The sequence below is a fragment of the Mesorhizobium sp. M1423 genome (assembly GCF_040317575.1).
Classification (GTDB): domain Bacteria; phylum Pseudomonadota; class Alphaproteobacteria; order Rhizobiales; family Rhizobiaceae; genus Mesorhizobium.
Genome location: NZ_JAMYKU010000002.1, coordinates 1 through 14,574, shown reverse-complemented (window position 1 = coordinate 14,574; position 14,574 = coordinate 1). Strand labels below are relative to the sequence as shown.

Sequence of the window (14,574 nt, the reverse complement as noted above, 5' to 3'; positions counted from 1 at the left end):
CGTCATGTCTGGACTATTTGGCAATTCCGGCGGTAGACAGTTAACGCCAGGCGAAGTTTCTTTGGTAAATAGTGTCTATCGTGGCCTTATTGACACCTCGAAGGTTAGAGTCTTTTCGGCAATCCCTGCGTATGCGCGGACTTTTGCCAATCCCGCTGCCTTTACCCCAAGTAATAATTCATATTTTGATCCAGGATACTATGCGGATGACTTCTCTATCGACCAAAATATCGACAAGAGAGCCAACTTTGTTCATGAAATGATGCATGTCCTTCAGGTTCAAACGATGGGTAAATTTTCTTTTAGATCTAAGATAGTTGGGTTAATAGCGGAGTATGGCACTAATTACAATCAAGCCTATAATTATGACATCAACAACGCGAATTTTAATAAGCTTAATCTTGAGCAGCAAGCAAGGATTGTGGAGGATTTTTATAAAGCAACTCAGTTAGGGCTGCCAACGGGCCCATACGAAGCGATTATACCATTCGCCACAACTGTGCCAGTACCGACCCCGAGGCCTACCGGACCAGCCGCATCCGGAGCCGGATCTGTAAATCGATCCTCGGCAGGCGGTGTCGCCGGCCGCGGAGGCAGCGAATTTGGAGGAAGTTCGCAACCTGGAGGAGGTTCGCAACCTGGAGGTAGCGAGCGGGGTGGTAATGTTCGTGGCAGCCCAAGCACCGGTCCCAGATCATCCCCAGCTGCCAGCCCCTCACAATCGCCGACTGACGCTCGGGCTCCAGACCGTAGCTCAACGCCCGGCAAGGTCGGTCCGTCGCGGGCCGGTGATATCTCCACTCCATCAACGGCGCCAACGCCAACTTCTCGCCCAGACGTGTCCAATGAGAGTAATTATGCCCCAGGTGCGGTGACTAGGGCGCCCCTTGCGGCTCCGACGGCGTCCCAGCCCCGTCCACCAGGATACTATGTCAATTCATCTGGATTCTGGAGCTGGTATGGAGATCCGGCATTGGAGCCAAACTATGGGGTTAAGATAAATCTGCCAGAGGTCGGTCACTTTATGGACATCGGTCACTTTATGAACAGCGGCAGTGGCGGCGACCGCGCTGGTTCGGGATCGAGTCCATTTGGGAACGGAGGCCTCATTTCGACGCCAGTAGGCGATCACGCCGGCCATCCCAATGGCGTATCGGGCAACAAAGACAATGGCTGGAATGGGCACCCTGTTCTGCTCGACCTGTCCGGCAACGGGCTTTCCATCAATCCCCTCTCCTCGTCCTCGCAATTCCTCGATCTTGACGGCGACGGTTATCAGCATCGCACCGCATGGGCGGACGCCGGCACTGGCGTGCTGGTTCTCGATGCCGATGGCGACGGCAAGATCAGTCGCTCCAGCGAATTCGTCTTCACGGAATGGGACCAGACGGCGACGGGCGATCTCGAGGCGCTCAAGAGCGTATTCGATACCAATCACAACGGCCTGCTCGACGCCGGCGACGAACGCTGGTCCGAATTCAAGGTGATGGTCGACGGCCAGCTTGTTTCGCTGGCTTCGCTTGGCATCGCCTCCATCGGCCTGACGCCAACCGGCAGCGGCCAGAATTTCACCGATGGTTCGGCGATTACCGCGACATCGCAGTTCACCCGGACCGACGGCACCGCCGGCACAGTCGGCGATGCCGTGCTTGTCTCTGACGCCAATGGCTACATCATCAAGAGCACTACGGTCACAAATGGCGACGGCTCCAAGACCACAGGTCTTGCCGGCTATGGCAAGGATGGAACGTTGGCGTTCCAGAACCGCATCACTGTCAGCGCCGACGGCCTGTCCACGACGACGCAGTTCGACGATGACGGCAACGGCACCTATGAACGCTCGCAGAGCGACGTGACGACGATCACCGCCGGCGTGCGCAAGCGCGTGGTCAGCGATTTTAACACCGACGGCTCGCTCGCCGAGCGCACCACTACAACGACCAGCGCCGACAAGAACACCGTGACGACCACGCTTGACCAGGATGGCGACGGCGCAGTGGATCAGACGCAGGTGTTCGCTAGGAATGCCGACGGTTCGACCACGACCACGGTTTCAGAAACCAGCGTCAGCGGCACGTTGCTTCGGAAAATTGCGACCACAGCATTGGCCAACGGCCTGTCGAAGACCGTGCAGGTCGACTCGACCGGCAGCGGCCTCTACGACCTGACCAGCACCGAAACCACGGCTGTCGCCGGCGATGGCACCCGCACCAAGACGGTGGCCGAAACCAGCAGCGGCGGCACCTTGATCGAAAAGGAACAGACCGTCACCAGCGCTGATGGCCGCACCCGCACCGTCTCGCATGATCAGGACGGTAATGGCACCTACGAAACACGCGATGTAACCGCCATCACCAATGGCGCCAATGGTGTTTCGGTCACCACTGTGTCCTCCTACAGCTCTACCAACGCACTCATCGGCAAAACTGTCGCCACCACCAGCGACGATGGCTTGACGAAGACAACTTCCACCGACCTGGACGGGGACGGACTGTTCGACGTCATTTCCTCTGATGTGACGGTGGTCGGCACCGGCGGCAGCCTGACTGAGACCCAGCAGCTAAAAAGCCGAGATGGTTCGCTGCTGGGCAGCTCCACAACCAACACCAGCGGCGACCGCAAGACTATCTCGATTTCGACGGATGCCGATGGCGACGGCCATACCGATGCCGTCAAGGCGATCATCGTCGACGGCGCCGGCGTGACGACCACGACCGGGATTCTGTACAATCCCGATGGTTCGATCGTGGGCAAAACCTTCGACCAGACCTCCGCGAACGGCCTGTCGGTGACGAGCAAGGCCGATCTGAACAGCGATGGCATCTACGACGCCGTCGTCACCGACGTGACGACCACGGATGCCTCCAGCAACCGCACGCGTACGGTGACGACCACCAGCGCCAGTGGTGCGCTGATCGGCAGCAGCGCCATCACCACAAGCGCGGACAGCCTGATCCAGACCGTAAAGGACGACATCAACGCGGACGGCATCGTGGACCGGACGACGGTCCAGGCGACAGTGCTCGGCGGCGACGGCAGCCGCACCGTAACCACGACGACGACCAGCACCAGCGGCGCGGTGCTGGCCATGACGGAAGTCAAGACCAGCGGCGATCGCAAGACGACCACCACTACGATCGACGCCAACGGCGACACCAAGATCGATCGGACGCAGGTCGCTGTCGTCAATGCAGATGGCAGTCAGGTCGTCACAGTATCGGACACCGACATCAATGGCACGCTGCACGCCAAATCGGAAACCACGCTGTCCGCCAACGGCCTGACCAGAACCGACAAGCAGGACGTGAATGGCGACGGCGTCTACGATGTAACCACGCAGGCGGTGACGGTCATTGCCGCCACCGGCGTCCGCACCACGACCACCTCGCAGACATCGAGCAACGGCACGCTGCTGTCAAAAACGATTGCTGCGGTGTCGGCCAACGGATTGACCATTGAGGCCCAGTTCGATGCGGTTGGCGACGGTGTTATCGAGGCGAAATCCAGCGATGGTACCGTCCTCAATGCTGACGGGTCCACAACCAGAACGGTTTCGGTGCTCGCCGGCACCGGCGCTCTGGTCGGCAAAACGATTGCCACGACAAGCGCCAACGGCCTGACGTCGACGCTTCAGGCCGATGTCGACGGCAACGGAACCATCGACCGGACCACGACCGCAACGACGGTTCTGGCGGCCGACGGTTCCAAGACTGACACGATCACGGTGAAGAATGGCAGCAACGTCCAGATCTTCCGTACGCAGACGGTCGCCAGCAGCGACGGACATAATGTCACGACCACAAATGACCTGGACGGCAACGGAACCACCGACGAAAACGTGACAACCGTTCTGAAAAGCGATGGCACGACCACCGAAACGGCCAGCACCTATGGTGCCGGAGGCGCGCTGACCTCGAAGGCAACGCATACCATCAGCGCGAACGGCCTGTCGGACACGCTTGCCACCGATCTGGACGGCAACGGCACTGTCGATCAGTCGACCACCGACGTGATCGTGCTCAACGCCGATGGCAGCAAGACCGCGACCATCACCGATCTCGATGCTGCCGGCGCGGTCAAGGACAAGACGACGATCGTCACCAGTGCCAACGGCCTGACCAAAACGGTGACCTGGGCCGCGGTTGGCACGACCACCAGCCGCTCGATGACCGACACCGTCGTGCTCAACGCCAATGGCAGCACGACCGAGACTGTTAGCTATAAGAATTCGGACGGCTCGCTGGAGAGCAAGATCGTCACGACGATCAGCGCCGATAAGCTCACCACCACGACCACCAGGGACGTCGACGGCAACGGTTCGGTCGATATCACTACTACCAATGTGAAAAACGCCGACGGCAGCGTGACCTCGACTATGTCTGGGGCCAACAGCGACAATTGGTCATCGGCTTCGACTACCACAAAAACGACGACGGTCAGTGCCGACGGCCTGCACAGCGTAACGCTGTACGGGCCGACGTCGATCACGAAAATGCCGACGATGACCGCCAAGACGACCAGCGACACAACGATCGGCGTCGACGGTTCGACCGTGACAATCGTCAAAGATTACCAACTGACGACGACGTCGACTCCGACACTTTTCCTGGCCGATCAGATCAGGATCACCAAAGCCGGCGACGGTTTTTCCACCACCAAAGAATGGGACGTGAATGGTGATGGGAGCTACGACAGCAAGGAAACCGACGTAACGGTGCTGAATGCCAATGGCTCGACGGTGCGCACCATCAGCAAATTCGAAGGCGCCGTCCTGAAAAGCACTTTTGTCACGACAACCAGCGCCAACGGCCTGTCGATCACGACGAACTGGGATGTCTTTGGAACCATCCCCTTCAGCCAGGACACGACCGATGTAACGACGATCAATGCCGACGGGTCATCGACGCAAACCGTCACCAACCTGAAGGCCGATGGCTCGCAACTGTCGAAGTTCGTCACGGTGACAAGCGCCGACGGCAGGACGACGACCACTCAGGAAGACATCGATGGCGTCGTCGGTTTCGACCGGACCACGAGTGACAACGTACTTACTTTGGCCGATGGCGCGACCGTTGAAACCATCAAGAAATCGACCACGGGTGGTGTGCTGCTGGACAGCGCGACCGTTACGACGAGCGGCGACAGGCGGACAGTTTCGATTGTCCGCGATGTCGACGGCGATGGCACCGTCGATCAGACCGAAGTGACGACGAAAGCAGTCGATGGCTCGGTCAAGACGGTGATCACCGATTTCAGCGCGGCCAACCATAAATCGGCCGAGGTCACCATAACGACCAGCGCGGACGGCCTGAGCACGATTTCGGAATGGGATCTCGACGGCGACGGAACGGTCGATCAAAGACGCACGGCGACGAAAACGTACCTGGGAGATGGTTCGGTAGAAACCCAAGCAAGGGACAAGTACGTCTCGGTCAGCCAGTTCGGCTTTCCGTCCGAGTCTTTCGCGAGAGCATGGAACACGGTCACCAGCAATGACGGCCGCACCGTCTATACCGCGACGGACATCGACAATGGCGGTGTGGACAACATCCGTGCGGCCATTGTTGCGGCGGATGGCTCGGTCACGGAAAACTTCCACAACGGCTATCATAATGCCGCTCTGCTCATTCCGGGCCTGATTTATTGGAAGAACGATGTTGCGGAAAACGATTTCCTAAATACCGGCGCCGACGGGCTTGTTGCGGAAAACGTCATCGTAAAAACCAGCGCGGACGGCCTGACGACGACGACATATTTCGACTTCGACGGGAACGCCACGGATCCGACCAGCAATCCGACTTCGAACCCGAGCACGACCAACTTCGAGGTTGTCGCGCTTTCTCAAGCCCAGATCGATGGCTCTGTCGTTACTACGTTCACGGAAAAGAACAACAGCGGCGTTGTTGTCGCCAAAGGCACGATGACGACCAGTGCCGACGGACAGACCACGACTTTGCTGAAGGACGCCGACAACAACGGCACTTATGAGCACACCGAGACGGCTGTCACCCGGATCGACGGATCGATCCGGAAGGTTGTAACGGATTATGATGCAAGCGGAGTGGCGACAAAAACCGTGACCACCGACGTCAGCGCCGATGGCAAATCGACGTCTGTGGTGATCGTAAAAGACGCGGCTGGCACCGGCACCACAACCGGCGTCGGAGTCGAATTCATCGCTACGGGAACCACTAACGACACGATTTCCGGCAGCGCCGGCGACGATCACATCCAGGGCGGTGCTGGCGTCGACAAGATCAATGGCGGTGCCGGTGACGACGTCATCGACGGCGGCACCGGTGCGGACGAACTGAGAGGAAATGCCGGCAACGATACCTATATTGTCGACAATGCTGCAGACCAGGTTATCGAGGACCCGGAGATCATCGGGGGCGGGAATAGCATCGACACCGTGCTGAGTTCCGTGACCTACACGATATCCGATGTGGATGTTGAAAACCTGACGCTGAGCGGAACTTCGGCCATTAATGCGACAGGCAATTCTTCGGACAATGTTCTGACCGGCAATTCCGCCGCCAATTCGCTCAGCGGCAGCGGCGGCAGCGACAGTCTTTACGGCGGCGCCGGCACCGACTCGCTCACGGGCGGTAAGGACAACGACACCCTCGTTGGCGGCATCGGCAACGACTACCTGAATGGGCAGGACAGTGACGACGTCTACGTGTTCCAGCGCGGCGACGGTAGCGATACTCTTGAAGACGTCGTAGCGGTGACGACCACCGCATCCGCCGACATCAACGCCGCGCAAGCTTTGGGCGTTTCGGCGAGCGGAACGGTCAATACCTGGATCGGTGGCTATTATTGGCAAACCAGCACGAATTCGCTGTTGAAGCTGGCAGATGGCGGCAAAGACTCTCTCACTCTCACCGGCGGCATAACTGCGGACAATCTCTCCTTTGCGTGGACGGGTGTCGGTCAGGATAATCTCCTTGTCAGCATTGCCGGTGGCCCGGCCGGGGATAGCATCACAATCAATCAACAAGCCTTGGCTGCCGCGAAAATTGAGAAACTGACTCTCGATGGCCTCGGGACGATGAACTTCGCAGTCGCGAGCGCTGCCGGGGCGACGCTTAATGGCACGACAAATCCAGAAATCCTCTTTGGCGTCGGCGGCAATGAGACGATCAACGGCAATGGCGGCAACGACATCTTTTACGGCGGAGCCGGTAACGATGCCATCTATGGCGGGTCTGGCACCGACACGGTCTATGGTAATATTGGGAACGATAGCCTGAATGGCGCTGGCGGTGATGACCGGTACGTCTTCCGTCGCGGCGACGGCACCGACAGCATCAAGGACTTCAACATCGTCACCACCACCGCAAGCGCCGACATCACTGCGGCGCAAGCAAAGGGCGTCTCCGCCACGGGCATCGTCAACACCTGGGTCGGCGGTTACTATTGGAACACCAGCACGAACGGTCTGCAGAAAGCGACAGAGGGCAATGTCGACACACTGGCACTGGAAAGCGGCATCAAAGCCGAGGATCTTTCGTTCTCGTGGATTGGCGCCGATAGCGACAATCTTGTCGTCACAATAGCCGGTGGTCCTGCAGGCGACAGCATTGTGCTCTACCAGCAGAAAACCGCGGCAGCGCGCATAGAAAAGCTGACGCTGGACGGTGTCGGCACGATGAACTTCCTGGTCGCAACAGCGTCAGGGGCGACGGTGACCGGCAGCACGGCGGCGGATATCATGTTCGGGCTTGCCGGCAACGAAGCCCTGAATGGCAATGATGGCAACGACATCATCTATGGCGGTGCCGGCAATGACACGATCAACGGCGGGATCGGCAACGACGCCATATACGGCGGCGCCGGAACCGATTATTCCAATGGGGCCGTCGGCGACGATCGCTTCGTCTATCGCCGAGGCGATGGCGCTGACGCGATCGACGACAATACCTCGATCGTAACGACGGCTTCAGCAGATATTACCGCGGCAACCGCAAAAGGCGTCTATGCCGGAGGAACCGTCAACACGTGGGTTGGCGGCTATTATTGGCAGACCAGCACCAACCAGCTTCTCAAGCGGCAGGAGGCCGGAACGGACACTTTGGCGCTTGAAGGGGTTTCTGCCGATGACCTGTCCTTCTCCTGGACGGGAGCAGGCAACGACAATCTGCTGATCAACATTGCTGGTGGGCCGGCCGGTGACAGCCTGCTGCTCTATCAGCAGGGGCTCGCAGGTCACGTTGAGAAGCTGACGCTCGACGGCATGGGCACGATGAACCTTACCGTGGCCACCGCTGCCGGTGCCACCGTGAACGGCAGCGTGGACGCCGACATCATCTTCGGCCTTTCCGGCAACGAGGTGCTCAACGGCAATGCCGGTGACGATGCGCTTTATGGCGGTGCCGGCAGTGACACACTGTCGGGCGGCACAGGCAACGACAGCTATCATTTCAGCGCGGGAGGTGGCGCCGACACCATCGTCGAATCCGGCACCTATAGCGACAATGACGAACTGGACTTTGGCACGGGGCTCGACGCGAACGAACTCTGGTTCAGCCAGCAGGGCAACGACCTAGTCATCTCGGTTCTGGGCACGACCGACAAGGTGACGGTCAGCAACTGGTTTGCCGGGCCTGGAAACGTCGTCGAAACTATCAAATCGGGCGACGGAAAGGTGCTCAACCATTCCGACGTGGCAACACTCGTCGCCGCTATGGCCGGATTCGATCCGGCAACATCTCCCGGCGGGACGGGCATCCAGCCCGGTGATCCCCGACTTGGCGATCCAGCCCAGATCGGCACCATCGCAGCGGCGGTGCAGTCGTCCTGGGCGGCGCCTTGAGGTAAGCAGTGCGGCTATACGAACCGGCTCAAGGGCCGGTTCGCTTCGCGACGGCGGGGCTCGACTCTGTGAGCTGATGTCTCTTCCGGTCTTCCGGTCGAGTGGCCGCGCGGCATGCAGCCATTCTCCCGTCGTGGCAGTCTATTTTATTTCCGGACGCAATTCTCGGGCAGCGGCTGTCTTTTGCAGAATCGGGGATCGGAGAAATCCAGCCCTTCGACTGAGCCGGTGACCAGGCCCCAACTGCGCTGCTTATCCATCGAAATCTCATAAAAATCGTCGCCGCTGTACTTGAAAGCTTCATCCTCCAGAGCGACGGCTACACCCATCTCTCGGAGATATCGTTTCTTTTCCAGGTGAGCATTGGCTAGAACCTTGGCGACCCTTTTGGCCGATTTTATCTCAGTGAAGCTCCTGTCGCCGTTTGTGTACAGGACGGCTTGTCCCTTGTGGACCCGAATAAGGTTGCGGTCGCTATTGAGCCTTTTTACGCCACCAGCAAGAAAGAACGGGCAGGCAGACAGGCAGTTGGCCTCTTCAAATCGGGCTGTGCCATCAATCCCTGACATCGTGCGACACACCGAGGGCTTGTTCTTGCAAACCACGGGTGAAGTACCAATAGCGATCGTCAGCTTGTTCTTTCTGGCGATCCTGCCGAGTTCCTGGGCGGACTGACGGTCACCACCGTTGGATGTCAACACAATCGGTAGGTGAACTGCGCCGAGGCTCTTCAGCAGCTTACGCAAAGCTGGCGGCGAGGAGGTTTCGATCGAGCCTGCAGCGTAGATCCACTCTGGGCAGATTGGTTCACATGCCGGGTCCGAGTTCCGGATGACTTGGAAGCTCATGACTGTATCGGGGGCCCATGCCAGTGCTGGCAGCATTTGCAGTGCTACAAAACAGGTCGCAGGCAAGATCAAGAGCGCAGCGCGCCACAAACAGCGAAAGAAAACCAAAGCCGCCCCCCGAAGGCATTCTTAGACAAGGATGACCGTCAGCGTTTTCACGATCGTTTGTCAACTACGGTCGGATCTCATGCATCGCCCACGTCCCCAGTGTCGCAATGGTGGGCCAGTCGAAGCTGCGCCTATCGAAATCGGCCAGGTCGGCGTACGCGAAAGATCTGGAATGCCCGCGGGCGTGTGATGGCGCTCCGGACCCGCTGGCTTGCCATGGATTTGCGTCCCCATGCATCGCGGCGGCAAGCTGTGGTGACGGAGCCAGTGATTCGATGGCAGCAGTTCGGTTCGGAGTTCAGGCTAAATTATGAGACAGTTGGAAAATGAGGGTCCCGGCGATAGGACTAGGATGGGCAAACACGACAACGCTGAACGCCTCTTCGGCCCCTCGCAAGAAGGATCACCCACCTGCGGGCCAGGTCCGCCTCGTGCAATGGCTCCTTGGGGTCCGCAAGCCCCCTCCACATCGCGGTCACCCCCATCGCCTATCGTTACCGGCCCGGCAACTGACCGATCACGTTGCAATCGACCTTGCGGTCTGAACGCGCGGTGTAGGCGGCGTAGATCACCTGACCCATGCTCATGGAGATTTCACGCACCAGCTTTCGACGGACTGCGGTGGCGAACATGGCGGCCTCGGTGACGCCGACTTGTCGTCGAAACAATACAAAGAGCGAGGCGTGCTCAGTTTGATCTTGATGGCCTACTGAGAGTGCATCTATCTAAATTGATCGAGTAGTTCCTTTGCTTCGACGAGGTCGCGCGTATCGAGACCTTCGGTAAACCAGGCATATACAGGAGTCAGCAGGTCGCGAGCCTCTCCGTCTCGGTCCCGAGCGTGGCACAGCCGCGCGAGGCTAAGAGCCGCCCGCAACTCCAGCGATTTCGTACCTTGGTCGCGAGCCAGGATCAGGGCCTTTCGGAACCAGCTCTCGGCGGTATCATCTGGGGGATTTTGTTGCAGCAGGAGTTCACCCTTGGTGCGGAACAGCTCAGGCACAAGATGTTTCGAACCGAACTCTGCGACGATAGTCAACGCCCTATCCAATAGAGGCAGCCCTTCGCTTGCCCCACCACACTCGCCGCAGGCCCGCGCCAGGACACAGAGGTTGTGTTGCAAGCCGGCTCCCACACCCATCGCTGTGATAGCTGCAAGTCCCTCGCGCATCTCCCGGATGCCTTCCGCCAAATGCCCCTCTTCAGCGAGCGCCCAGCCGAGTTGGAATCTGCCCTCGAACATCTCGCGCCGCAGGCCGAATTCCTTTGACAGCGCGATTGATTTGTCTAGACAGCGGCGCCCTTCGTCGGGTTCGCGCCGCAAGAGATGAAGGTCGGTGAAGTTCGCCTGCGCCATCGCCATCGTGAAGGGATGAGATACTCGTTCGGCCAAGGTTACGGCTTCTTGGCAACGGACAAGGGCTTGGTCAGGATAACCGCGAAGCCAAAGCATCAGCGCAGAAAAGTTCCTACAGCAGACGCCCGGGTCGTGTCCGGTATAGATGTAAGTCAAGCAATGATCCCGATCGGGATCGTAGGTCGCGATACCATAATCTAAATGGTGTTCGGCGGCAGTGTAGTCTCCGATGTAGTATTTGGTGGCCCATTGCCGATGATGTGCCTCGAGGAGTAGGGCCTGGTCGCCGGATGCCCGCGCGAGATCCAGACACTGAAGGCCGAGTTCGTCAGCGGCGGGCAAATTGCCGGAAATCATGTGGTACGAGGCTTCACCACAGAGCGCGACGAACAACTGGTCCGTGTCACCCAGTTTCTCGGAAAGCGTACGGGCTTCGGAGAAGGCCTGCAAGACCTCCGGCGCTGCAAAGCCCCTGGTTGCCATCATGGTCACGCCCAATGCCGTCTGGAGATGAATCTCCTGTCGCAGGCGACTCTCTGAGTCCGGCAAGGACGCAACCAGTTCGATTCCCTTGCCTAAGTTGGCAATCGCCTCAGGATGGGCCGATCGTTTCAGGGCTTGTTGGCCAGCCTTTAGCCAAAAGTCGACGGCTTGCTGAGGAAGGCCGCCGGCAGCGTAGTGGTACGCAAGCGTCTCAGGTTCGGTCTCGACGATCTCGCGGAACTGCGCGTCCAGCTCTGACGCGATGCTGGCGTGGATGTGTTGCCGCCGGCTTTTCAGCAGGCTCTGATACGCGGTGTCCTGCACGAGCGCATGCTTGAACGTGTAGGTCGCCTCGGGCGGGACGCCGCGCCGAAAAACGAGTTCGGACTTTTCAAGTTGCTGCAGGAGGTCCCCCAGCCGGGCATCATCGTAACCGGTCACGGCAGCCAGCAGACGATGCTGGAAGACACGGCCGATGCAGGCGCCGATCTGTGCCACCTCCTTGACCGGGGCAAGCCGGTCGAGGCGGGCCATCAGCGAATCGTGCAGCGTTGACGGGATCGCTAGCGAGGGCAAGTGGCCCGACAGGACATAGTGATCGCCTTCATCGATGAGGAGGCCGGACTCGAGAACAGTCTTCGTCAGTTCCTCGACGAACAGGGGCACGCCTTCCGTCTTGGCGAGGATCTGGTTTCTGACGTCGGCTGGCAGCGACTTGCCGCCAGTCACGCGGTCGATGATCGCTGATCCTTGGTCACGATCGAGGCGGCTAAGCGATAACGCAGTGACATACGAGAACAGGGTCCACCGTGGCTTGAACTCAGGGCGGAAGGTGATGATCAGAAGCACAGGCAGGTTCTGCAAACCGTCGATCAGCATGTCGAGCCATTCGCTGGTCGTCGGGTCGATCCAGTGGGCATCTTCAATGATCATCACGACAGGTTGTCGCGCCGCAAATCCTTCGAGCAATTGGATCAGGGCTCTCAGCGTTCGTGACTTTTGCGCCTGCGGCGTCAGCTTCAGGGGCGCATAGCGGCCAGCGGTGTCGATTGACAGCAGCTCCGCCAACAATGGTACCGTTTCGGCAATATCGGAGACAGCCTGTCGCAACAGAGTTTCGAGCTTATCGAGCTTCGTATCCGAAGTGTCGCTGTGCCCCAGTCCCGCAGCGCGCTCGAGTTGCTTCGTGACGGGATAGAGTGCACTGTTTGCATAGTAGATGGAACAGAAGTAGCGCAACCGGGCGTGCGGCTCGGCGCTCAGTCGCTCCTCCAGCGCGGCAGTCAGCCGCGACTTGCCGATCCCCGGCTCACCCGACAACAATATAGCTTGGCCCTTTCCTGCCCGAGCCTGCTGCCAGCGTTGAAGCAGGAATTCGAGTTCCTCGGATCGTCCCACCAACGGTGTTGCAACGCCATGCAGCGCATCAAAGCGCCCTTCCGCATCTGCCTCGCCGGTGATGCGCCAGGCGGGAACGGGAGTTGCGAAGCCTTTAAGTTGCTGGTGGCCGAGATCGATCATGTCAAACAATCCGACGACCAGCCTGTGCGTGCCGCCGGCAATCACGACGGTGTTCGGCTCGGCCAGGGCCTGCAAGCGAGCCGCAAGGTTGGGCGTTTCGCCGACGACGGCCTCTTCCTGCGCTGATCCTTCGCCAACCAGGTCGCCGACCACGACGAGACCGGTGGCAATGCCAACACGGGCAGCAAGGGGTTCGCCCGATGGCGTCGTCAGGCTAGCGGTTGCCGCTGCTGCCGCCAGACTCGCGCGCACTGCCCGTTCGGCATCGTCTTCATGCGCCCTGGGCCAACCGAAATAGGTGAGCACACCATCGCCCATGAGCTTGGCAACATAACCCTCGTAGCGTGCAATCTCCGCTGACACCGCACTCTGGTAGGCACGGATGACGTCGCGCATTTCCTCCGGATCGAGCCGCTGTGACAGCTCGGTCGACCCCACGAGGTCGATGAATGTCACGGTCAGCTGCCGCCGCTCGGCCTCACGTACAAGCGCGGCTGACACCGGAGCGGACACGGAACTCGCGGGCGACATGGTGTCGTCGTCCAATACGGCAATCGCCGCCAGAACCTTGCGACGCGGGCCGACGGGTAGGCCCAGCTCCCTTAGGTCATTTTCTGTGAGATGCCGAAGCGCATCGAAATCAACTTCGTTCGCGGTGAACGCCTCAATGTACTTGTCGAGCCCGAGGCGGGCCAGCCAAGAGGCGATGTCCGGCATGATGCTAACCTCGCTGCCCGGAAGCCTATCACGATCGTCGCGCGCCGGACAGCAACACTCTACGATTCATGTCTTCGCTTTCGGAGCAAACACACACCCAAGGTGGCCTGAGCGAATGTCGGCTCGCAACGCTTTCCGGACCCTCAAGATCGCGAGACTGAACCGCAGCCATGGGTCAGTTGGATCCAAACTGATCGGATGTCTGCTATCGATTTCTAGAGTTCAGAAGCTGCCGGACCGATCTCGGCCCCATAGAATCCCGGTCAGCCTGCGCCCAATGTCCGCCCTTGAGGCGATTTTTGCGATTGCCGGATAGCGGACGCTGCAGGCGATTACCCTGGACATCCTAGTTGCGCCATAAGGCGACCTTCATGGCGCTCCTCAAAGCTGCCCTTCGCGCAACGGCTCGAGTCGGACCTATATCTGACCTTTGGCGAGCGGTTTGGAGACGTTGTGATTGCCAGCCGCCTACGCCTCGTCCGCGATCCATTCGAGCGAGGCGCCATGCGGGTCGGTCCAAGCGACAGGGGAGCCGTTCACAGATAGGAGGAAGCGGCCTGGCGGCCAGCTTGTTCCGGCGCGTGTGGCGATGGACGGGAAGACGCGAGGGAACTCGTTCGATACCCAATAAGGCGAGAGACGCATCGCCTGCTCGGCGAAAGCTTCTCTGTCACCAAGGTCGGAAACATAGTCGAGGACGGCTGTGTGAAAGATGACGAGTG

General features: G+C 59.4%; 4 protein-coding genes and 1 pseudogene. 1 reads left to right on the top strand and 4 read right to left on the bottom strand.

Annotated features, from left to right (window positions below; translation table 11 throughout):
* Positions 1 to 4 precede the first annotated feature (4 nt).
* Positions 5 to 8,818: an SPM autocatalytic domain-containing protein gene (locus NKG95_RS02895; protein ID WP_353039918.1), complete on the top strand. Its 8,814-nt coding sequence runs from the start codon at positions 5 to 7 to the stop codon at positions 8,816 to 8,818.
* Positions 8,819 to 8,964: 146 nt separating this feature from the next.
* On the opposite strand, the gene NKG95_RS02890 is transcribed toward NKG95_RS02895, so the two are convergent.
* The 4 genes and pseudogenes from NKG95_RS02890 to NKG95_RS02875 all read right to left on the bottom strand — a co-directional run.
* Positions 8,965 to 9,666, bottom strand: coding sequence for a COG3904 family protein (locus NKG95_RS02890; protein ID WP_353039917.1), 702 nt, complete (start codon positions 9,664 to 9,666; stop codon positions 8,965 to 8,967).
* Positions 9,667 to 10,268: 602 nt separating this feature from the next.
* Complete coding sequence (locus tag NKG95_RS02885) at positions 10,269 to 10,406, bottom strand: hypothetical protein (RefSeq protein ID WP_353039916.1); 138 nt, start codon at positions 10,404 to 10,406, stop codon at positions 10,269 to 10,271.
* An 89-nt stretch (positions 10,407 to 10,495) separates the two neighbouring features.
* Entirely contained in the window at positions 10,496 to 13,852 is a 3,357-nt protein-coding gene (locus NKG95_RS02880; RefSeq protein WP_353039915.1) for an AAA family ATPase, read from the bottom strand.
* A 468-nt stretch (positions 13,853 to 14,320) separates the two neighbouring features.
* Positions 14,321 to 14,574, bottom strand: a pseudogene (locus NKG95_RS02875) (DUF2332 domain-containing protein); the annotation flags it as partial.

Bases quoted from the DNA above. Each gene is read 5' to 3' on its own strand.
- NKG95_RS02895 (WP_353039918.1), top strand. From the start codon at position 5: ATGTCTGGACTATTTGGCAATTCCGGCGGTAGACAGTTAACGCCAGGC.
- NKG95_RS02890 (WP_353039917.1), bottom strand. From the start codon at position 9,666: ATGAGCTTCCAAGTCATCCGGAACTCGGACCCGGCATGTGAACCAATC.
- NKG95_RS02885 (WP_353039916.1), bottom strand. From the start codon at position 10,406: ATGTTCGCCACCGCAGTCCGTCGAAAGCTGGTGCGTGAAATCTCCATG.
- NKG95_RS02880 (WP_353039915.1), bottom strand. From the start codon at position 13,852: ATGCCGGACATCGCCTCTTGGCTGGCCCGCCTCGGGCTCGACAAGTAC.